Here is a 19,692-nt window from a genome sequence, read left to right on the forward strand (position 1 = left end):
CGGCCATGAGCGAGTCGGCCCATGCCATCCGCACGATCGACATCGATGCTGACGCGCTGACGCTCGCACTGAGCGACGGGCGCGTGCTGCGCGAGCCATTGAAACGGCACGTCCGCCTCGAGAAAGCCACACCCGCACAGCGACTGCAGTGGGTGTTGGTCGACGATGGCCACGGGCTCGATTGGCCCGCGCTGTGGCCCTCCTCCGACGAGGGCATGGTGAACGTTTTCACCCTGTGCTGGGAGCAACTGCAGGACGAAGGCATTGCGGCGCTGAAAGCCGCCGATTGGCAACTCGACGCCTTGCCGTTGCGCGAGCAGCAGCTTTCGGCACTGTGGCGCCTCGAGGCCGACGTCAACAACGGCGGCTTCCTTCAATTCTTCTGCAACTGGGGCGAAGCCACTTGCCGCACGGCCATCGCCGCGCTGGCCGACATCGGCGCGCTGCAGATGCATTCCCTCGTGCAACGAATGCGCGCCGTGCTCGACCGTCTCGATGGATCACCACAGATCCAGGCGTTGATGGATCTCTATCAGCGACTGACGCCTGCCGAGCAGGACGCGCTTGAAGCGCTCGACGAAGCCTTCTGGGAGTACCCCGACCGGCTGTCGAAGCTCGGGGTCTTGCATTACGGTCGAGCTTCTCCGCCTGGCCCTGACAGCCTGTCGGGAACAGGCGCCTAAGCCAACCCCGCAATCGTCCCCAGCAGCGCCTGCGCACGCGGCACCAGCGTATCGAGGCAGCAGTATTCCTGGTCGGTGTGCGCCTTGGCGCCAACCGGGCCGACGCCGCACAGCGTCGGGATGCCGAGCGAGGCGGTGAAGCCGGCGTCGGAGCAGCCGCCGGTGAACTCGCCCTCCACCGCGAAGCCGATCTGCGCGGCGCTTGCCTGGTAGCGCGTCAGGAGCTCTTCACTCCACTTCGGCTCGAGCGGCAGGAACTCCGAGGTCTGCGTGACCGTGGCCTCGGTCCCCGGCACACCCGGCTCGGCGACGATCTCGCGGATGCGCGCGAAGAGCGTCTCGCGCTGTTCCAGCGTGCAGAAGCGCACGTCGAGCTTGCCCTGCGCCGACGGCGCCACGGTGTTGCTCGACATGCCCCCGCTGACGAGGCCGACGTTGGCGGTGATGCCCGCGTCGTAGTCGGTCAGCGCATGCAGCGCCTGGATCTTGCGCGCCAGGGTCTCGATGGCGCTGGCGCCGTCGGCGTGGTTCATGCCGGCATGCGCCGCGCGGCCGGTGACATCGACGACGAAGTTGGCGCCGCCCTTGCGCGAAGTCACGAGGTTGCCGCTGACCCGTCCCGGCTCGGCGTTGAAGGCGGCCCGCGCGCCGCGCGCATGCGCCTCGATGGCGACGCGGCCGCGCTGCGAGCCGATCTCCTCGTCGGCGGTGAACAGCCCGAGCACCGGGAACGGCAAGGGCGCCATGCGGCGCAGCGCCATCAGCACGAAACACTGCAGCACCAGGCCGGACTTCATGTCCGACACACCGGGGCCGTAGCCGCGATCACCCTCGACGCGCCACGGGCGCTGCAGCACCGTGCCCGTCGGGAACACCGTGTCGCGGTGGCCCATCAGCACCACGGGTGCCTGCGACGCGTCGATGCCCGGCAGTCGCGCGAGCAGCACGTCGCCCTCGGCCGGGTCGGCGTGGTGCGTCGCCTCGATGTCGTCGGCCAGCAGCCAGCCGCGCATGGCGTCGGCGACGCGGTCGGTGCCGGCCTTGTCGTGGCTGTTGGAGTCGATGTCGACCAGGTCGGCCAGCGCGGTCTGCATCGCGCCACGCTGCTCGGCAAGCCAGGCGATGGCCGATTCGAGGTTATGCGCGCTCATCGGCGTTCCTTGAAGACGCCGGGCCCTTCTTCGGCCAGGTCCCAGAACAGGCCCGCCATGATGTGCAGCGACTCGCGCGTCACGTCGGCCAGGATGTGTTCGTTGGGCGCATGCTGCGAACACGCCGGGTAGGAATGCGGCACCCACAGCGTCGGCAGGCCCAGCGTTTCGGAGAAGACCTCGTTGGGCAGCGAGCCGCCCAGGTTGGGCAACAGCGCGGGGCGCTGGCCGGTGCTGCGCTCGATGGAGGCGAGGCCCCAGCGCACCCAGGCATCGTCGGGGTCGAGGCGCGTCGCGGCCATGCGCACGTCGGTCTTGCGCAGCTCGACATCGTCGAAGCCGTGTGCATCCAGGTGCGCGCGGATGTGGTCGAGGAAGTGGGTATGGTCGCTGCCGACGACGTAGCGCATGTGGCAGTGCGCACGCGCCTCCGACGGGATCGCATGCACCGGCATGGCCGGGTTGCCGGTGGTGAAGGCCAGCACCTCGAAGCTGTTCCAGCCGAGCACCCGCTCGGCGGCCGACAGGCCGGGCTCGCCCCAGTCCGGATCGATCTCGGGGTCGTTCACGTCGCCGCCGACCGCGATGTCCTTCAGCGCGGCGCGCACGCTCTCGGGCAGTTCCTTGGGCAGCAGGCCGGGCACGAGGATGCGGCCCTTGGCATCGACCAGGCTGGCAATGGCATGCGCCAGGCGGATGCCGGGGTTGCGGAGCAGCCCGCCCCAGTTGCCCGAATGGTGGCCGCCCTCGCGCAGTTTCAGGTGCAGGTCGAAGTTGAAGACGCCGCGCGAGCCGAGGAACATGGTGGCGCGGGACGCGGAGACGCGCGGGCCGTCGGACGCGATGAACAGGTCGGCCGCGAGCAGCTCGCTGTTCGCCGCGCAGACCTCGTTGAGGCCCGGCGAACCGTCCTCTTCGCCCATCTCCAGGATGATCTTCACGTTGTAGCCGAGCTTGCCGCTGCGCACCGCGAGCACCTGCTCCAGCGCCGTGAGGTTGATGGTGTGCTGGCCCTTGTTGTCGGCGGTGCCGCGGCCGTACCAGCGGTTGCCTTCGACCACGATCTCCCACGGCTTCAGCCCGTCGCGCCACTGGGCGTCGTAGCCGCGCACCACGTCGCCGTGGCCATAGGTGAGCAGCGTGAAGGCCGCACCGGGCTCGATGCGCTCGGCCAGCAGGAACGGGCTCTTGCCGGCGATGGGGTTGTCGACCACGCGGCAGCTGAAGCCCAGCGCTTCGAGCTGCGGCGCGATCTCGTCGTCCAGGTAGGACCGCAGGATGGGCCCGCTGGCAGCGTCCTGGCTTTCGGTGCGGAAGGCGACCCGGCGCGCCAGCGTCTGCTGGAAGCGCCCGTCGTCGAAGCGGGCCAGTGTCTGGTCGATGGCTTGTTGGCGGCTCATGGCGATGTCTCGAAGGTAGAGGTGGAGGGAAAGATCATGCGACGGCGAGCGGAAGCTCGCGCTCGATGTCGGGAATGCCCAGGCCCGGCTCGGGCGTGAGCGCCGAGGCCAGCAGCATGCGGGTGTAGGCATGTTCGGGCCGCGCGAAGATCTGCTCGCGGGCGCCGTGCTCGACGATCCGGCCGCGGTGCATCACCGCCACGCGGTCGACCAGGTGCTCGACCACGCCGAGGTCGTGGCTGATGAAGAGATAGGTCAGGCCGAACTCCGCCTTCAGGTCGAGCAGCAGGTTCAGGATCTGCGCCTGCACCGACACGTCCAGCGCCGAGGTCGGTTCGTCGCAGATCAGGATCTCGGGCCGCAGCACCAACGCACGCGCGATGGCCACGCGCTGGCGCTGCCCGCCCGAGAGCTGGTTCGGGTACTGGCTGTGCGTGCGCTCGGGCATGCCGACCAGGTCGAGCATGTCCTTGACGCGCTTCTTCTGCTCCGCATGCGTGCCGACCTGGTGCAGCCGCAGCGGCACGCCCACGATGTCGGCCACGGTGCGGCGCGGGTTCAGCGACGAATACGGGTCCTGGAAGATCGGCTGCACCGAGCGCGCCAGCGCCTTGCGCCGGGTCGGGTCGATCTCGCGGCCGTTGATCAGCACGTTACCCGAGGTCGGGGCCAGCAGGCCCAGCAGCATCTTGGCCAGCGTGCTCTTGCCACAGCCGGACTCGCCGACCAGGCCCAGCGTCTCGCCCTTGCGGATGCGCAGCGACACATCGTCGACCGCTTTGATCTGGCCGGGCGCGCGGAACAGGCCGCGCTTGAGTTGGTAGACGCGGGTCAGCGCGCACAACTCCAGCGCGATGTCGTCGCCGGGCGATGTCTGAGTGGGATTGATCACCGCGCTCATGCCGCCTCCGCCAGCTCGGCCTGCGCGTGCACGCAACGCACCGCATGCCGCGCGTTCAAGGCCACGTACGGCGGCGTCTCCGCACAGGCGGGCTGCACCATCTCACAGCGGTTGGCGAAGGCGCAGCCCCGCACCTCGCCCACCAGGCTCGGCACCACGCCGGGAATCGCCTGCAGGTGGCTGCCCGGCAGCGTCTTGCCGCGCACCGGGATGCAGCCGAGCAGGCCGCGGGTGTACGGGTGCGTCGGTTGCGCGAAGAGTTCGCCGACCGGCGCGGTCTCGATCACCTCGCCGGCGTACATCACGGCCACGCGGTCGGCGATGCGCGCCACCACGCCGAGGTCGTGGGTGATGAAGACCACGGCGGTGCCGAATTCCTGCTGCAGCTCGCGGATCAACCGCAGGATCTGCGCCTGGATGGTCACGTCGAGCGCGGTCGTGGGCTCGTCGGCAATGATCAGGTCGGGCCCGCACATCAGCGCCATCGCGATCATCACGCGCTGGCGCAGGCCGCCCGAGAGCTGGTGCGGGTACTGGCGCATGCGGTCGGCGGCCTGCGGTACGCCGGCACGTTCGAGCAGGTGCACCGCGCGGTCGCGTGCCTCGGCCGCCGTCACCTGGCGATGCGCACGCAGTGCCTCGCAGAGCTGGTCGCCCAGCGTGTACGACGGGTTGAGCGAGGTCATCGGCTCCTGGAAGATCATGGCCATGCGCGCGCCGCGCAAGGCGGTCATGCCCTTCTCCGGCAGGGTCTGCAGGTCGACGCCGTCGAAGCGGATGTGGTCGGCCGTGCGCACCGCCTTGCGCGGCAGCAGGCCCATCAGCGCCAGCGAGGTCATCGACTTGCCGCAGCCGGATTCGCCGACCAGGCACAGCATCTCGCCGCGGTTCACGTGGAAGTCGATGCCGCGCACCGCATGCAGCAGGCCGCGTTCGGTCGGCAGGTCGACGCGCAGGTTCTTCACGTCCAGCAAGGGAGTGTTCATGGCGATGCCTTTCAGTTGCGGCCGTCGGGCGCGGTCAGGTCGCGGATGCCGTCGCCCACGAGGTTGATGGCCAGCACGAGCAGCGCCAGCACCACGCCGGGGATCAGGATCACCCAGGGCTGGAAGAACATGTAGGCCTTGCCTTCGGCCACCATCAGCCCCCACGACGGCGTGGGCGGCTGCACGCCCAGGCCGAGGAAGGACAGCGTGGATTCGAGCAGGATGGCATGCGCCATCTCCAGCGTGGCGACCACCGTGAGCGCGCTCATCAGGTTGGGCAGCAGTTCGCGCAGCAGGATGTACGGCGTGGACGCGCCCAGCGCCTTCGCCGCGGCGATGAACTCGGCGTCGCGCAACTGCTGCGTGGCCGAGCGCGTGACGATGGCGAAGCGGTCCCACAGCAGCAGGCCGAGCAGCAGGATCACCACCTGCAGCGAACCGCCGACGAGCGAGGCCATGGCCAGCGCCACCAGCACCACCGGCATGGCCAGGCGCGTGGTGATGATGTAGCTGATGACCGCATCGACCCGGCCGCCGTAGTAGCCGGCCAACACGCCCAGCGTGGTGCCGATGACGCCGGCGATCACCGCCGTGACGAGGCCGATGATCAGCGACACGCGGGCGCCGAACAGCAGCCGGCTGAGGTAGTCGCGGCCGAGCTTGTCGGTGCCGAGCAGGTGCTCCCACGAGCCCTTGTCGTGCCAGATCGGCGGGATGAGGCGGCGCGTGACGTCCTGCGCATACGGGTCGTGCGGCGCAAGCCAGGGGGCGAACAGCGCCGCGAGCGCGATCAGGCCGAGGATGACCACGCCGAGGGTGAGCCCGTGCTGTCCGAGCACGCGGCGCAGCAGGCGTCGCCAGGCGGGTGTGGGCGGCAACGTCAGCGTGGGTGCTGCCATCGCGGGAGATGACAGTGCGGATGCGTTCATGTCATCTCCTCAGCGGGTGCGCATGCGCGGGTCGAGCGCGGCGTTGAGCACGTCGGCCACGAAGGTCAGGCCGATATAGAACACCGCGATGATCAGCACCACCGCCTGCACCACCGGGTAGTCGTTGCGCGAGATCGAGTCCCATGCCAGCTGGCCCAACCCCTGCATCGAATACACCGATTCGATGACCACCGAGCCGCCGAGCATGAAGCCCAGTTCCACCGCGGCCAGCGCCACCACCGGGATGATCGCGTTGCGCAGCGCATGCTTGAAGACCACGCGCGCCGGGCTCAGGCCCTTGGCGCGGGCAGTGCGGATGTAGTCGGAGCCGAGCACGTCGAGCATGCCGGCGCGCGTGAGCCGCATCATGGCGGGCATCGCGTAGTAGCCCAGCGCCACGGCCGGCAGCACGAAGTGTTGCCAGCTCGTGTTGCCCGACACCGGCAGCCACTTGAGCCCGACCGAGAACACGATGATCAGCGTCAGCGCGAACCAGAAGGTCGGCATGGCCTGGCCGATCACCGCCACCGCCAGCGACAGCCGATCGATCCAGGTGTCGCGGTAGATGGCGGCCAGCACCCCCAGCGGGATCGCCACCACCACCGCCAGCAGCAGCGCCACGCCACCGAGCTTCAGCGTGATCGGCAGGCGTTCGCCGATGAGTTCGACCACCGTGTTCTGGAAGTAGAACGAGCGCCCGAAGTCCAGCCGCGCCGCCGCGCCGAGCCAGTCGAAGAACTGTGCGGTGATCGGCCGGTCGAGGCCGTACTGCACGCGGATCTTCTCCACGTCGGCCGCGGTCGATTCGGGCCCGGCGATGGCCGTGGCCAGGTCACCCGACAGGTGCAGCAGCATGAAGCTGACGACGGCCACGGTCAGCATGACCGAGAGCGCCACCAGCAGCCGGCGGAAGATGTAGATCAGCATGGCAACGGGCCTCGCTATGCGGGTGCCTTACTTCCAGCTGGCCGCGAAGAAGCGCGGCAACTCGTCGGGCTGGGCGTCGAATTTCAGGTCCGACGTGAACGCGTAGTTGGTCGAGTACGAGAAGAGCGGCGCCCACATGGCCTGCTCCGAGATGCGCTGCAGCGCCTGCGCGTACTTGGCGGTGCGTTCGGCCTTGTCGACGGTGGCGTCCGCCGTCTGCAAGAGCGCGATGGTCTGCGGGTCCTTGGCGGTGTCGTCCGGGCCGCCCTTGAAGAAGTTGCCGGCGAAGGCCGAGGCGTCGTTGATCGAGAACGAACCCCAGGCCTGGAAGGTCAGCGGTGCCCGGCCGGAGCGGACCTCGTTGCGCAGCGCCGGGTACTGCACGAAATGCAGCCGTGCGCGGATGCCGATCTTGCGCAGGTCGCCGATCATGGCTTCCGCATAGTCGCGCTCGCGGTAGGCCCAGAGGTCGGTGTCGAAGCCGTTGGGGAAGCCGGCTTCGGCCAGCAGCGCCTTCGCCTTGGCCGGGTCGTACGGGTACTTCACCACCTTGCCGGTTTCGCAGCCGTACTGCGTACGGAAACAGGTCGCATACACCGGCTGGCTGCCGCCGCGCACCAGGCTGTCGGCCAGGCCCTTGCGGTTGATCGCCATGTTCACCGCCTGGCGAACGCGCACGTCCTTGAAGGGCGTGGACTCGGGCGTGGTGCCGTTGTTGTTCATGCTGACGAAGCCGACGCGCATGGTCTCGCCGCTGAGCACGGAGAGGTTGGGCGCGGCCTTGAGCGACTCGGCCTGGTCGGCCGGTACGCGCCAGATCCAGTCGACCGCACCGGTCATCAGCTGGGCCATGCGCGCCTCGGGGTCGCGGATGACGACGAACTTCACGTTACCGATCTTCGGCTGGCCGATCGGGCTGTCCTTGAAGTAGGCGGTGTTCTTGACCATCGTCACGCCCTGGCCCGGCGTGACGGCCGTGATCTTGTACGGGCCGGTGCCAATCGGCGCCTTGCTGTAGCCCTCGAGCCCCACCTTCTTGAAGTACGCCGCAGGGTAGATCGGCGTCGGGCCCGAGAGGTATTCGAGCGCGGCCGGGAACGGTGTCTTGAGGTGGATGCGCACCTGGTAGTCGCCCAGTTTCTCGACGTTCTTGATCCAGTCGGTGTTCTGCCGTGTGGCGATCTTCGCGTCGGGACCGGTGACTTCATTAAAGGTATAGGCCACATCGTCCGCCGTGAACTTGTCGCCGTTCTGGAAGGTCACGCCCTGGCGCAGCGTGACGTTCAGCGCAGTGGGCGAATCCCACTTCCACGCGGTGGCGAGCTGCGGCTTGAATTCGCCGGTCTTCGTGTCGCGGTAGATCAGCGTGTCCCAGGCCATCGCGGCCAGGATCACGCCTTCGCGCATGTTGTTGTGGTACGGGCTCACGTTGTCGACCTCACTGTCGGACGCGTAGGTGAGGGTGTCGTTGGCCTTGCCGGCGTGCGCGGCCGCTGTGGCGGCCAGCGCGATCGACAGAAGTGCGCGTCGCACCAGCGTGGTGGATAGATGCCCCATGACAAGCTCCTTGCAATACGTTGACGAAAAGTTGAACCGGATCGCTCGAACAATTGCAAGAATGGCGCCTCGACAGCGTTTCAGGCCTTACAGAATTTCGACGTGAGCGATCCAGAAAAGGCAACGCTCGACCATCGCTCCGAAGACCAGGCACCGACACACTTCCTTCTCCCATGGCCACCTCCCAACTCGTCGCCCGCCAACTGCAGGACACCGCCCTGCGCTACTTCCTGGAAGTCGTCCGCTGCGGTTCGATCAGCGAGGCCTCGACGCGGCTCAACGTCGCCAGCTCGGCCATCAGCCGGCACATCGCGCAGCTGGAAGCGCTGCTGGAGGTGAGCCTGTTCGACCGCCATGCGCGCGGCATGGTGCCGAGCGCGGCGGGCGAACTGCTCGCGGTGCATGCGATCCGCTCGGCGCACGACGCAGAGCGGGTGGTGGGCGACGTGCAGGCCTTGCAGGGCATGCAGCGCGGCCGCGTGCGCCTCGTGGCCACGGAAGGCTTTTCGATGGAGTTCCTGCCGCGCGTGATCAGCGACTTCGTGGCGCAGCATCCCGGCATCCAGTTCCACCTGGGCGTGCACCCGCCGGCCGACTGCACCCGGCGCATCCTGATGGGCGATGCCGACATCGGCTTCGTCATGAGCCGCGGCGCGGAGAAGGACATCAAGGTCGAACACCTGCAGCCTTCGCCCGTGATGGCGGTGATGCAGCCCACGCACCCGCTGGTGCGCTTCAAGCAGATCAGCCTGCGGCAGCTGGTGCCCTACCCGCTCGCCCTGCCGGAGCCGGACACGACGGTGCGCCAGCTGTTCGACATCGCCTGTCATCGGCAGCGGCTGCCCGTCGAGCCGGTGCTCACCAGCAGCTACATCGCCAGCCTGCTGGGCTTCCTGCGCCATGCGCCCCTGGGCATCACGATCTGTGGCGAGATATCGGTGCGCGAACCGATCGAGCGCGGCGAACTGGTGGCCATGCCGCTGAAGGACCGTGGCCTGGACCTGCGCAACATCGAGGTACAGACGCTCGTGGGCCGCACGCTGTCACGCACGGCGCAGGCCTTTCTGGATTACCTCCGAACACAGCTCGCGGGATAGCGACAACAGGCCCTAGATGGAGGCGAGCTTCGCCCACTCGATGTCGGTCTCGACGTCCAGGCGCAGCGCGGTCGCGCGCAGTGCGTCGACGTCCGACCCGGTCAGGCTGAGATAGCGCCGCCCCGCGGGTGCGAAGGCGCGCAGCATTTCGGGCAGGTCACGCGGACCGCGCGTGATGGCGAGGATCGGGCCCTGCGTCGGCGCCATCAGTTGCTCGAAGCGGCTGACGACCGCGGCGCCGTCGCCTTCCCGCCAGCGCCGCTCGCAGGCGATGCCGTCCTGCGCCATGCCCGCCCAGTCGTCGATGCGCCAGAGATCGACGCCGATGCCGTACGAGCGCGCCAGCTCGGCCGCAACGGCCAAGGCCTCGTCGACGACCTCGGTGCCACAGACCCACTGCATGCGCCGACCCGACGCGATGGGGGCGTGCTGCAGCAGGTTCATTCGCACGTTCTCAGCCGTTGCGGAAGATGAAGCTGTAGGCGCTCAGTGCCGGCACGCCGCCCAGGTGCGCATACAGCACCTTCGAGCCCGGCGGGAACTCGCCGAGGCGCACCTTCTCGATCATCCCGTGCATCGACTTGCCCTCGTAAACGGGATCGGTCAGCATGGCTTCGAAGCGCGCACTCAGGCGGATCGCCTCCAAGGTGCCCTCGCTGGGCAGGCCGTACTCCGGGCCGCCGAAGCGGGTGTCGAGCACCACGTCCTTCTCGGTGATGTCGCGCCCGAGCTCGACCAGCTCGGCCGTGTTCTTCGCGATGCGCAGCACCTGCTCGTAGGTCTTCTCCGGCTTGGCCGAGGCATCGATGCCGATCACGCGGTCGGCGCGGCCGTCGGCGGCGAAGCCAACCACCATGCCGGCCTGCGTGCTGCCGGTGACGGCACAGACCACGATGTAGTCGAACTTGAAACCGAGCTCGGCCTCCTGCTGGCGCACCTCTTCGGCGAAGGCCACGAAGCCCAGGCCGCCCCTCGGATGCTCGGAGCAGCCCGCCGGAATCGGGAAGGGCTTGCCGCCGGCCTGGCGCACGCTTTCCATCGCGTCCTCCCAGCTCTTGCGGATGCCGATGTCGAAGCCCGCGGCGTCCAGGCGCACGTCGGCGCCCATGATGCGGGACATCTCGATGTTGCCGACCCGGTCGTACACCGCATCGGAATAGTTCACCCAGTTCTCCTGCACCAGCACGCACTTGAGGCCCAGGTGCGCCGCCACCGCCGCGACCTGGCGCGTCTGGTTCGACTGGATGCCGCCGATCGACACCAGCGTGTCGTAGCCGCCTTCGAGCGCCTCGGGGATGAGGTACTCGAGCTTGCGCGTCTTGTTGCCGCCGAAGGCCAGGCCGCTGTTGCAGTCCTCGCGCTTGGCATAGAGATCGACCTTGCCGCCGAGGTGGGCGCTCAGCCGCTTGAGCGGCTGGATGGGCGTCGGGCCGAAGGTCAACGGATAGCGGGGGAATTTCTGCAGATTCATGGCGTGTGGTCCTCGGTGCGTTCAACAGCAAATGTGTGAATCGATCTTAGGAAATAGGCCGCGCCACAGGGTTGCAAAATGAGTCGCCTTCACCGAACGGATCTGCCGTCAGAATCCATCTCTCGTCTTTTAATTTCAAGGTTTCGACGATGCGCGCAACAAAACGCCAAACCCAAAGCGCCACCACCGCGGCGTCCCTGAAAGACACGCTGGACCGCACCGACCGGGCCATCCTGCGTGCGCTGCAGCGCGACGCATCGGTCTCCAACGTCGCGCTGGCGGCCAAGGTCAACCTGAGTGCGCCGGCCTGCCTGCGCCGCGTGGAGCGCCTCAAGGCCATGGGCATGATCCGCGGCATCGTCGCGCTGCTGGAGCCGCGCGCGCTCGACGCCGGCATGCTGGTGATGATCGGCGTGGTGCTCGACCGCTCCACGCCCGAGTCCTTCGCCGACTTCGAGAAGGCCGTGCAGAAGGTCTCCGGCTGCCTCGAATGCCATGTGGTGACCGGCGAGTTCGACTACTTCATGATGCTGCGCACGCGCGACCACGAGAGCTTCAACCGGCTGCATGCCGAGCAGTTGCTCTACCTGCCGGGCGTGCGGCAGGTGCGCAGCTTCATGGTGCTCAAGGAGGTGCTGTCGACCACGCAACTGACGGTGTAGCGCGCACGGTTCCATGCACCACGCTCACGTCGATCGGCCGTACGACAAGCGCCGTACCTCAGCGGCCATAGGCCTTCCGTGGTCTGGTGGAGGCCACGTGCTTCGCGGACCATCGGCGCCCGGCCCCGCACCGTATCCAACTTGTCTCGCAGGGCCACGCAAACCTGGTAGCCCTCATGTCCAATCGCTCTTTCCCCATGGCCCTGTCCATCCTCGCGTTCGGCGCCGCACTCGCCGCCTGCGGCCCGCAGAACAAGCCGCCGACCTCGCTGTTCTGGGATGTCCCGCCGCCGATCGCCAGCACCGAAGCCGTGCTGGTGGCGAGCGCCGCCTACATCGGGGACGTGTTCGCCGAGGCGGAGCAGCGGCTCAAGAATACCGGCGAAGCGTCCGCCCCTGCGCCGAGTTTCTGATGCCGGCGGCGCGATGGCGCGACGCTATGTCGCGTGCAAGGAAGACGACCCACGCACCACGAGTTCGCCGGGCAACAGCCGCTGGCGCGCTGCGCCTTCGAGCCCGCGGAGGCGCTCGATCAGGCAGCCGGCCGCAGCGCGCCCGATCTCGTCGGTCGGCTGCGCCAGCGTCGTGAGGCCGGGGCCGATGAGCGGTGCCCATTCGGGATCGTCGAAGCCGACGAAGCCCAGCTCGCGGCCGAAGTGCCAGCCCAGTTGCGTCATCGCTGCCGCCACGCGCAAGGTCACCACCGCATTGCCCGCGATCACCGCCGCCTGGCGCCGCCCGCGCCTGGCGCGCTGGTGCAGGGCCCGCAGCGCTGCTTCCAGGCCCGCGGTGTCGCCCTCTTCGCTCTCGAAGACGTCGCCCTTGACCTGCGGTGCGTGGGCGGCCACGCAGTCGTGGAAGGCGGCAGTCCGCTCGCGGCGGGTGCTCACGCCCTTCTGCGGTTCGGTGATGTAGAGCAGCTCGTGCCAGCCGCCGTCGAGAAGATGCTCGCAGACCTGCGCCATCGCGCCGGCGTTGTCGAGCGAGACGAAGTCCGCATGCATGCCGGCATGGCGCCGGTCGACCAGCACCGCGGGCTTGCCGTGCAGCGCCACCGCATCGACCACGCCGGCACCGCGGCCCAGCGTGTTGAGGATGAAGCCGTCGACCTGGTAGCCGGCCAGCGCATCGATGGCCTCGCGCTCGCGCCCGCTCTCGTTGCCGAGGTTGAACAGCATCACGAGGTAGCCAGCGTCCTGGCAGGCCTTCTCGGCACCGCGCAGCACGGCCACCGAATAGGGGTTGGTGATGTCCGCGACGATGAGGCCGATGAGGCGCGACTTGCCGCGGCTGAGCGCCTGCGCCATGGGGCTCGGCGAGTAGCCCAGCATGGCGATGGCCGCTTCGACGCGCGCCGCGATGTCGGGGCTCAGCAGGCGCTCGCGGTGGTTGAAGAAACGCGACACCGTCGCCTTCGACACGCCCGCGGCCGCCGCCACGTCGGCGATGGTGGCCCGCTGGCCGGCGGGCTTGGGGCGCGGCGCGCGGGTGCTCACACGGCCGCCGTGTCGTAGACGGCGGCCGGCCTTTCGCCGGCCAGCGCCTGCAGCAGGTTGGTGGTGGCCAGCTCGGCCATCGCATGGCGCGTCTCGTGCGTCGCGGAGCCGATGTGCGGCAACGGCGTGACGCGCGGGTGCGTGCGCAACGCCGAGTCCATCGGCAGCGGCTCCTTGGCGAACACGTCGAGGCCGGCGGCGCGCAGGTGGCCGCTGTCGAGCGCGGCGAGCAGCGCGGCTTCGTTCACCGTGGCGCCGCGGCCGCCGTTGATGAAGACGGCGCCGGGCTTCATCGCGGCGAAGAGTTGGGCATCGATCATCCCGCGCGTCGCATCGGACAAGGGCAGCATCGCGACCACGAAGTCGGCGCGTGCCAGCAGGTCGTTCAGCGGGGTGTGGGTTGCGTGGCCCTGCAGTTCCGGCGCTTGCGCGGCCAGGTCGACCGGCCGGCGCGCGTGGTACAGCACCGGCATGCCGAAGCCGAGCGCCGCACGGCGGGCAATTGCCTGCCCGATGCGGCCGAAGCCCAGCAGGCCGATGGTCTTGCCATGCACGTCGAAGCCGAACAGGTCTTCGCCGATGTTCTTGTCCCAGCGGCCTTCGCGCACGAGGTTGGCGAGCTCGACGACGCGGCGGCTGGTCGCCATCAGCAACGCGAACACCGTGTCGGCCACCGTCTCGTCGAGCACGCCGGGCGTGTGGCACAGCACGATGCCACGCGTGTGAAGCTCGGCCAGCGCGTAGTTGTCGACGCCGACCGACACGCTGGAGATCACTTCCAACTGCGGCGCGCGGTCGAGCAGCGCGGCATCGACCGGGTAGCTCGAACCGATGAGCCCGTGCGCGGTCGGCAGCGCCGCCTGGAAGGCCGCGAGGTCGCGCTTCGGGTCGGCCACGACCACATGGTGCGCGGCCTGCAGGCGCGCCAGCTGGTCGGGCGGAAGTTCGCGAAAGACGACGACGTTCTTCTTGCTCGATGCGGTCACAGCCCGGCCTCCTCCAGTTGCGCCCGCGTCGGCAGGCCTTCGGTGTCCCCCAGCACCTGAACGGCGCGCGCGCCGATCCAGCTGCCGCGGCGCACCGCGTCGGGCACGCTGCGGCCCTCCAGCAGGGCGCTGACCACGCCGGCTGCGAAACCGTCGCCGGCGCCCACGGTGTCGATGACTTCCTTCACCGGAAAGCCCGGCACGCGGCCGGTGCCGGCCGTGTCGCTGTCGTAGTACGCGCCCTCGGCACCGAGCTTGACGACGACCAGCTTGGCGCCGAGCTTTCGGTAGAACTGCGCGACGCCTTCGGGCGTGGTCTCACCGGTGAGCAGCAGGCCCTCTTCCATGCCCGGCAGCACCCAGTCGGCACGCGAGGCGAGGTCGTTGATGGCGGTGCGCATGGCGTCGGTGGATGCCCACAGCGTCGGGCGCAGGTTGGGGTCGAAGGAGATGGTGCGGCCGGCGGCGCGCATCACGTCCATGGTCTTGATCGCGGCCGGCAACGTGGTCGCCGAGATGGCCGCGAACACGCCGGTGGCGTGCAGGTGGCGCGCGGACGTGAGCCACCCCACGTCGACGTCGTCGACCGTCATCTGGCTCGCGGCCGAGCCCTTGCGGTGGTATTCGACCGGCGGGTCGCTGCCGTCGGTGACGCGGCCCTTGAACTGGAAGCCGGTCTTCTGCGTCGCGTCGCAGATGACGTGCGAGCAGTCGATGCCCTCGGCCTTCATCGTGGCAAGCAGGCAGCGGCCCATCGAGTCGGTGCCCAGCCGGCTGGCCCAACCCACCTTGAGGCCGAGACGCGACAGGCCGATGGCCACGTTGGTCTCGGCACCGGCGGTGCGCTTGTGGAAGGACTGCGCGTCCTCCAGCGGGCCGGGCCGGTCGGCCACCAGCAGCAGCATGGCTTCGCCGAACAGGGCGACGTCAAAAGTGATATTCGTCATAGGAGGGCCTGTCTTGTTCGCGGACACCCGACGAACCGGCTCCGCCGGGCGTCTGGGTGTGCCCCCTTGAGGGGGAGACGACCCACACGCAGTGGGGGAGTTTCGGGGGTGGTCATCGAGCGGCGCGGATGATGTCGATCTGCTGCCGCGTGACGGCCAGCAGGTCGTCGCCGATCAGCGGGTACTCGATGGCGTGCGGCACATCGGCCGGCAGCGCGCGCAGCACGGCGCGCCAGGGCGCCGCCGACTCGGCGAGCGGCACGGCCACCCACTTGGCGGGCAGCCGCTGCACGCCCTTGCAGTGCACATAGCGCACGCGGTGGCCCAGCGCCTTGGCCGCTTCGAGCGGGCACTCGCCCAACCAATGCCAGTTGCCCATGTCGAAGGTCATGCCCAGGTTCACGCCGGCGCGGTCGGCCACGTCGAAGAAGGTCTGCAGCGCAGGCAGGGTGCCGGCGGAAACGGTCTGGTCGTTCTCGATCAGCAGCTCGATGCGGGTTTCGGCCAGCGCCACCTTCAGGCCCCACAGCGAGCCGTGCGAGGACGCGCGGAAGTCGCCGATCGCCATCTTCAGCCGTTTGGCGCCGAGCGTCGTCGCTGCGGCGATGCCGCGCTGCAGGGCCGCGTTGTCGAGCCAGCCGCCTTCGGCCCACAGGCCCTCGGGGCTGCTGTAGACCGAGGCGTGGCCAGCGAGTGCAGGCAGTTCGGCCACCGGGTCACGCAGCAGCTCGCCGCGCACCTCGACCGAATCGGCACCGGCGGCCCGCGCCAGTTCGGCGCACCAGAGTTGGCCGTGCCGGCCCACCTCGGCCGCGCCGAAGGACGACAGCGAGATCAATACGGGAATCGAAGCCATCAGTGCGCCTGGTGCGACGACAGGATCTGGCCGAGGAACTGCCGGGTCTTCTCGTTCTTCGGGTTGCCGAAGAACTCGGTCGGCGGCGCCTGCTCGACGATCTTGCCGTCGGCCATGAAGATCACGCGGTCGGCCACGCTGCGGGCGAAGCCCATCTCGTGCGTCACGCACAGCATGGTCATGCCGTCTTCGGCCAGCGAGATCATGGTGTCGAGCACTTCCTTGACCATTTCGGGGTCGAGCGCCGACGTGGGCTCGTCGAACAGCATGATCTTGGGCGTCATGCACAGCGCGCGCGCGATCGCCACGCGCTGCTGCTGGCCGCCGGACAACTGGCTCGGGTACTTCTTCGCCTGCTCCGGAATGCGCACGCGCGTGAGGTACTTCATCGCCACCTCTTCGGCCTCTGCCTTCGTCATGCCGCGCGAACGCATTGGCGCCAGCGTGCAGTTCTCCAGGATCGTGAGGTGCGGGAACAGGTTGAACTGCTGGAACACCATGCCGACCTCGGCACGCACCGCGTCGACGTTCTTGCCGCCCGCGGTGAGGTCGATGCCGTCGACCACGATGCGGCCCTTCTGCACCGTCTCGAGCCGGTTGATGCAGCGGATGAGCGTCGACTTGCCGGAGCCCGACGGGCCGCAGATCACGATGCGCTCGCCCGCGCGCACCGCGAGGTCGATGCCGGTCAGCACCTGGAATTCGCCGTACCACTTGTTCACCGCCTCGAGGCGGATGATGGGCTCGGCGCCGTTCGTCGTCACTGCGTCGGTCATGGGTGTTCCATCAGGTGCTTACTGCAGCTTGGGCAGGTCGGCGCCCAGCCACTTTTGATAGAGCTTGTTGAGTTCGCCGTTGGCGGTGTTCTTCGCCACGAAGTCGTTCACGGCCTTGGTCAGCTCGTCCTGGCCCGGACGCATGGCGATGCCCATGGCCTGCTGCACCAGGTTGAACTTGTTCTCGAAGGTGTTCGGCGGCACGCGCTTGGCGATCTGCGCGGCGACGGTGAGCGAGCAGCCGATGGCGTCGACCTGGCCCGACATCAGCGCCTGCATGGCCGATGCGTCATCGTCGAAGCGGCGGATCTCGGTGCCTTCCGGTGCAGCCTTGGTCACGGCGACGTCTTGCGTCGACGCACGGGCGACGCCGATGCGCTGGCCCTTCAGGTCGGCGCCGGACTTGATGTTGGCGCTGGTCTTGCCGTACAGCACGATGGTCGCGGCCGCGTACGGCGTGGAGAACTGCACCTGCTTCGCGCGCTCGGGCGTGACCGCCAGCGACGCGACCAGGAGGTCGACCTTGTTGGTCAGCAGGAAGGGAATGCGGTTCGGGCCGGTGACCGGCACGATGTTGGCCTTGACGCCCCAGTCCTTGGCCAGCAGCTTGGCCACGTCGGCGTCGTAGCCGTCGGGTTCGTTCTTGGCGTTGGTGGTGCCGTAGGGCGGGAAGTCGACCAGCATGCCGATGGTGATCTCGCCCTTCTTCTTGATGTCGGCCACCGATTGGGCGGCGGCGAAGGGAGCGAACACGGTGAGCGCGGCGCCCAGGCCGAGGGCGGCCAGGGCGGCGGTGGTGCTGCGGCGGGTGGTGTTGAACGAAGTCATGTCGAAGTCTCCTTGGGTTGGGATCGAAACAGGAAAGATGAAAAACGGGGTCAGCGTGCGAGCGCCAGGTTGCGCTTGCGTTCCATGCGCGCCGCCAGCAAAGAGAGCGGCCAGCAGATCGCGAAGTAGATGGCGGCCACGGTCGTGAAGACGTACAGCGGCTGGAAGGTCGCGTTGTTGATGATCTGGCCGGCGCGGGTGATCTCGGTGAAGCCGATGATGGCGGCCAGCGAGGTGCCCTTGATGATCTGCACCACGTAGCCGACCGTCGGCGCCAGCGCGATCTTGAAGGCCTGCGGCAGCACCACGTCGCGCATGCGCGAGGTGTACTTGAGGTTGAGCGCATGCGCCGCCTCGATCTGCCCGCGCGGGATCGCCTCGATGCAGCCGCGCCAGATCTCGCCCAGGAAGGCCGCGCTGTTGAGGATGAGCGCCACGCCCGCGGCGATCCACGGGTTGATGTCCAGCCCCAGCACCGGCGCGCCGAAGAAGATCAGGAACAGCTGCAGCAGCAGCGGCGTGCCCTGGAAGATCTGGATGAAGCCCATCGCGAGGCCGCGCGCGGTCTTGCTTTCCGACGTGCGGGCCAGCGCGATGACCAGGCCGAGGATCGCGCCGCCGATGAAGGCGATGGCCGACAGCGCCAGGGTCCACTTGGCGGCTTCGAGGATGAAGAGAAATTCGGGATAGCCGAAGGTACGCATGGGTGTTCTCCGGACTTATCGACGATCGGGGTAGTTGAGCGTGCGCTGATAGATCAGCTTGAACAGCCCCGAGAAGGCCATCGCCAGCACCAGGTAGATGGCGGCGACCACGATGTAGATCTCGAAGCTGCGGAAGGTCTGCGACTGCAGGTTGGCCGCGACCGAGGTCAGGTCGTCCGCCGAGATGACCGACACCACCGCCGAGCTCAGCATCAGCAAAATGAACTGGCTGGTGAGCGCCGGGTAGATCGCCTTGAGCGCCGGCTTGATGATGATGAAGCGGAAAATTTCCCAGGGCTTGAGGTTGAGCGCCCTGCCCGCCTCGATCTGGCCGCGCGGGATCGACTCGATGCCGGCACGGATGATCTCCGTGGCGTACGCACCGAGGTTCACCACCATCGCCGTCAGCGCCGCCGTGTAGGGCGACCAGCGCAGGCCGATGGCCGGCAGCGCGAAGAAGAAAAAGAACAACTGCACCAGGAACGGCGTGTTGCGGATCACCTCGATGTAGGCGTTGACGATGAAGCGCAGCCAGCCCGGCCCGGAGGTCTTCCCCCAGGCGCAGAAGACGGCCACGACAAGGCCGAGCAGCGTGGCGATGAGCGACAGCTGGATGGTGATCCAGGTGCCTTTGAGCAGCAGCGGCCAGGCCGCGAAGACCGCGTCGAACTGGAATTGGTAATTCACGGGGCAAGCCTTGCGGACAGGGATCGATGCATGGGCTGGGCAGTGTATGAAACCGGTTTCAGGCCGACATCGGTGTTTACCCTGCTAGGCAAGATGCCTGCAGGCGGAGCCGTCGCACCCCGTCTGAGCCCGAGGCGATGCGCCGGCCGCTTTTCAATGCTTGACATTCACCGCAGGGCCTGTGTCATGGGAAGAAGTTACATTCCGTTGCCGCCGTGCTGTCACGCGTTCGGCAACCGTCCCGAGCGCCCTGCGGCGATCGGACAGAAGAACTTGCTATCGAGGAGTCTGGAACACGATGAAATCATCCAATGCAACGCGGTGGAATGGCCGACAACAGGCCCACGCCGCCGCTGACCGGGACGGTGGATCTTCTTCAGGGCGCGTGCCCGTGGCCTTGTCAGCCACCGCGCTCGCGGTGGCGCTTTTCGCGGCCTCGCCGCAGGCCGCGCGCGCGGCCAACGAGTGCGGTGCGGACGGCGCCGGAAACGACAGCGTCACCTGTTCGGCCGCGAGCTATCCCGGCGGGATCACATACCTCGGCTCCAACGGATTGACGCTCAACCTCGCCAACCCCAGCATGGTGACCCCGGGACCGCAAGGGGTTGCCTTACAAAGTTCGGCGTCACCTCCAGCGGGCGCCAATTT

At 68.2% G+C, this 19,692-nt stretch carries 21 protein-coding genes; 4 read left to right on the plus strand and 17 right to left on the minus strand.

The window, feature by feature from the left end; translation table 11 throughout:
* Nucleotides 1-5 precede the first annotated feature (5 nt).
* A complete protein-coding gene (locus tag QTH86_RS07905; protein ID WP_286645222.1) occupies nt 6-683 on the plus strand; it encodes a DMP19 family protein in 678 nt (225 codons plus the stop codon).
* On the opposite strand, the gene QTH86_RS07910 is transcribed toward QTH86_RS07905, so the two are convergent.
* The 7 genes from QTH86_RS07910 to QTH86_RS07940 are packed head-to-tail and all read right to left on the minus strand — an operon-like array spanning nt 680 to nt 8,534.
* The gene (locus QTH86_RS07910; protein WP_286645221.1) at nt 680-1,834 is read right to left on the minus strand and encodes a M20 family metallopeptidase; all 1,155 of its coding nucleotides are present in this window, start codon (nt 1,832-1,834) and stop codon (nt 680-682) included. The genes QTH86_RS07905 and QTH86_RS07910 overlap by 4 nt on opposite strands.
* Nucleotides 1,831-3,234 carry a M20 family metallopeptidase gene (locus QTH86_RS07915; protein ID WP_286645220.1) on the minus strand — a complete coding sequence of 468 codons (1,404 nt, stop codon included), beginning with the start codon at nt 3,232-3,234 and terminating at the stop codon, nt 1,831-1,833. Before QTH86_RS07915 ends, QTH86_RS07910 begins: the two co-directional genes overlap by 4 nt.
* Before the next feature lie 34 nt (nt 3,235-3,268).
* On the minus strand, nt 3,269-4,135 hold the full coding sequence (locus tag QTH86_RS07920) for an ATP-binding cassette domain-containing protein (RefSeq protein WP_286645219.1): 867 nt from the start codon (nt 4,133-4,135) through the stop codon (nt 3,269-3,271).
* Nucleotides 4,132-5,121 carry an ABC transporter ATP-binding protein gene (locus QTH86_RS07925; protein ID WP_286645218.1) on the minus strand — a complete coding sequence of 330 codons (990 nt, stop codon included), beginning with the start codon at nt 5,119-5,121 and terminating at the stop codon, nt 4,132-4,134. Before QTH86_RS07925 ends, QTH86_RS07920 begins: the two co-directional genes overlap by 4 nt.
* Nucleotides 5,122-5,132: 11 nt before the next feature.
* Nucleotides 5,133-6,050, minus strand: coding sequence for an ABC transporter permease (locus QTH86_RS07930; protein WP_286645217.1), 918 nt, complete (start codon nt 6,048-6,050; stop codon nt 5,133-5,135).
* A 9-nt stretch (nt 6,051-6,059) separates the two neighbouring features.
* Entirely contained in the window at nt 6,060-6,977 is a 918-nt protein-coding gene (locus QTH86_RS07935) for an ABC transporter permease (RefSeq protein ID WP_286645216.1), read from the minus strand.
* A 27-nt stretch (nt 6,978-7,004) separates the two neighbouring features.
* Entirely contained in the window at nt 7,005-8,534 is a 1,530-nt protein-coding gene (locus QTH86_RS07940) for an ABC transporter substrate-binding protein (RefSeq protein WP_286645215.1), read from the minus strand.
* Between the two features lie 173 nt (nt 8,535-8,707).
* Between QTH86_RS07940 and QTH86_RS07945 the strand changes: the two genes are divergently transcribed.
* A complete protein-coding gene (locus QTH86_RS07945) occupies nt 8,708-9,631 on the plus strand; it encodes a LysR family transcriptional regulator (protein ID WP_286645214.1) in 924 nt (307 codons plus the stop codon).
* A gap of 12 nt (nt 9,632-9,643) precedes the next feature.
* On the opposite strand, the gene QTH86_RS07950 is transcribed toward QTH86_RS07945, so the two are convergent.
* The gene (locus tag QTH86_RS07950) at nt 9,644-10,075 is read right to left on the minus strand and encodes a hypothetical protein (RefSeq protein WP_286645213.1); all 432 of its coding nucleotides are present in this window, start codon (nt 10,073-10,075) and stop codon (nt 9,644-9,646) included.
* Nucleotides 10,076-10,085: 10 nt separating this feature from the next.
* On the minus strand, nt 10,086-11,102 hold the full coding sequence (locus QTH86_RS07955) for a 1-aminocyclopropane-1-carboxylate deaminase (protein ID WP_286645212.1): 1,017 nt from the start codon (nt 11,100-11,102) through the stop codon (nt 10,086-10,088).
* Between the two features lie 149 nt (nt 11,103-11,251).
* On the opposite strand from QTH86_RS07955, the gene QTH86_RS07960 reads away from it, so the two are divergent.
* Nucleotides 11,252-11,764, plus strand: coding sequence for an Lrp/AsnC family transcriptional regulator (locus QTH86_RS07960; protein WP_286645211.1), 513 nt, complete (start codon nt 11,252-11,254; stop codon nt 11,762-11,764).
* A gap of 197 nt (nt 11,765-11,961) precedes the next feature.
* Complete coding sequence (locus tag QTH86_RS07965) at nt 11,962-12,177, plus strand: hypothetical protein (RefSeq protein WP_286645210.1); 216 nt, start codon at nt 11,962-11,964, stop codon at nt 12,175-12,177.
* A gap of 24 nt (nt 12,178-12,201) precedes the next feature.
* On the opposite strand, the gene QTH86_RS07970 is transcribed toward QTH86_RS07965, so the two are convergent.
* The 8 genes from QTH86_RS07970 to QTH86_RS08005 all read right to left on the minus strand — a co-directional run bounded on the left by QTH86_RS07970 (nt 12,202) and on the right by QTH86_RS08005 (nt 19,044).
* The gene (locus QTH86_RS07970) at nt 12,202-13,260 is read right to left on the minus strand and encodes a LacI family DNA-binding transcriptional regulator (RefSeq protein ID WP_286645209.1); all 1,059 of its coding nucleotides are present in this window, start codon (nt 13,258-13,260) and stop codon (nt 12,202-12,204) included.
* Nucleotides 13,257-14,246 (minus strand): 2-hydroxyacid dehydrogenase, encoded by a 990-nt coding sequence (locus QTH86_RS07975; protein WP_286645208.1) that lies wholly within the window; start codon nt 14,244-14,246, stop codon nt 13,257-13,259. Before QTH86_RS07975 ends, QTH86_RS07970 begins: the two co-directional genes overlap by 4 nt.
* Nucleotides 14,243-15,193 carry a sugar kinase gene (locus QTH86_RS07980; protein ID WP_286645207.1) on the minus strand — a complete coding sequence of 317 codons (951 nt, stop codon included), beginning with the start codon at nt 15,191-15,193 and terminating at the stop codon, nt 14,243-14,245. The genes QTH86_RS07975 and QTH86_RS07980 overlap by 4 nt, the downstream gene beginning before the upstream one ends.
* 112 nt (nt 15,194-15,305) lie before the next feature.
* Nucleotides 15,306-16,049 (minus strand): sugar phosphate isomerase/epimerase family protein, encoded by a 744-nt coding sequence (locus tag QTH86_RS07985; RefSeq protein WP_286645206.1) that lies wholly within the window; start codon nt 16,047-16,049, stop codon nt 15,306-15,308.
* Nucleotides 16,049-16,825: an amino acid ABC transporter ATP-binding protein gene (locus tag QTH86_RS07990; protein WP_444813609.1), complete on the minus strand. Its 777-nt coding sequence runs from the start codon at nt 16,823-16,825 to the stop codon at nt 16,049-16,051. Before QTH86_RS07990 ends, QTH86_RS07985 begins: the two co-directional genes overlap by 1 nt.
* Nucleotides 16,826-16,843: 18 nt before the next feature.
* Entirely contained in the window at nt 16,844-17,653 is an 810-nt protein-coding gene (locus QTH86_RS07995) for a transporter substrate-binding domain-containing protein (protein ID WP_286645205.1), read from the minus strand.
* A gap of 50 nt (nt 17,654-17,703) precedes the next feature.
* A complete protein-coding gene (locus QTH86_RS08000; RefSeq protein ID WP_286645204.1) occupies nt 17,704-18,357 on the minus strand; it encodes an amino acid ABC transporter permease in 654 nt (217 codons plus the stop codon).
* 15 nt (nt 18,358-18,372) lie between these two features.
* Nucleotides 18,373-19,044, minus strand: a complete 672-nt coding sequence (locus QTH86_RS08005) for an amino acid ABC transporter permease (protein ID WP_286645203.1) — start codon at nt 19,042-19,044, stop codon at nt 18,373-18,375.
* Between the last annotated feature and the right edge of the window lie 648 nt (nt 19,045-19,692).

The organism is Variovorax sp. J2L1-78 (assembly GCF_030317205.1).
GTDB lineage: Bacteria > Pseudomonadota > Gammaproteobacteria > Burkholderiales > Burkholderiaceae_C > Variovorax > Variovorax arabinosiphilus.

Coding starts and splice junctions, on each gene's coding strand:
- QTH86_RS07905 (WP_286645222.1), top strand. CDS start 6: ATGAGCGAGTCGGCCCATGCCATCCGCACGATCGACATCGATGCTGAC.
- QTH86_RS07910 (WP_286645221.1), bottom strand. CDS start 1,834: ATGAGCGCGCATAACCTCGAATCGGCCATCGCCTGGCTTGCCGAGCAG.
- QTH86_RS07915 (WP_286645220.1), bottom strand. CDS start 3,234: ATGAGCCGCCAACAAGCCATCGACCAGACACTGGCCCGCTTCGACGAC.
- QTH86_RS07920 (WP_286645219.1), bottom strand. CDS start 4,135: ATGAGCGCGGTGATCAATCCCACTCAGACATCGCCCGGCGACGACATC.
- QTH86_RS07925 (WP_286645218.1), bottom strand. CDS start 5,121: ATGAACACTCCCTTGCTGGACGTGAAGAACCTGCGCGTCGACCTGCCG.
- QTH86_RS07930 (WP_286645217.1), bottom strand. CDS start 6,050: ATGAACGCATCCGCACTGTCATCTCCCGCGATGGCAGCACCCACGCTG.
- QTH86_RS07935 (WP_286645216.1), bottom strand. CDS start 6,977: ATGCTGATCTACATCTTCCGCCGGCTGCTGGTGGCGCTCTCGGTCATG.
- QTH86_RS07940 (WP_286645215.1), bottom strand. CDS start 8,534: ATGGGGCATCTATCCACCACGCTGGTGCGACGCGCACTTCTGTCGATC.
- QTH86_RS07945 (WP_286645214.1), top strand. CDS start 8,708: ATGGCCACCTCCCAACTCGTCGCCCGCCAACTGCAGGACACCGCCCTG.
- QTH86_RS07950 (WP_286645213.1), bottom strand. CDS start 10,075: ATGAACCTGCTGCAGCACGCCCCCATCGCGTCGGGTCGGCGCATGCAG.
- QTH86_RS07955 (WP_286645212.1), bottom strand. CDS start 11,102: ATGAATCTGCAGAAATTCCCCCGCTATCCGTTGACCTTCGGCCCGACG.
- QTH86_RS07960 (WP_286645211.1), top strand. CDS start 11,252: ATGCGCGCAACAAAACGCCAAACCCAAAGCGCCACCACCGCGGCGTCC.
- QTH86_RS07965 (WP_286645210.1), top strand. CDS start 11,962: ATGGCCCTGTCCATCCTCGCGTTCGGCGCCGCACTCGCCGCCTGCGGC.
- QTH86_RS07980 (WP_286645207.1), bottom strand. CDS start 15,193: ATGACGAATATCACTTTTGACGTCGCCCTGTTCGGCGAAGCCATGCTG.
- QTH86_RS07985 (WP_286645206.1), bottom strand. CDS start 16,049: ATGGCTTCGATTCCCGTATTGATCTCGCTGTCGTCCTTCGGCGCGGCC.
- QTH86_RS07990 (WP_444813609.1), bottom strand. CDS start 16,825: ATGACCGACGCAGTGACGACGAACGGCGCCGAGCCCATCATCCGCCTC.
- QTH86_RS07995 (WP_286645205.1), bottom strand. CDS start 17,653: ATGACTTCGTTCAACACCACCCGCCGCAGCACCACCGCCGCCCTGGCC.
- QTH86_RS08000 (WP_286645204.1), bottom strand. CDS start 18,357: ATGCGTACCTTCGGCTATCCCGAATTTCTCTTCATCCTCGAAGCCGCC.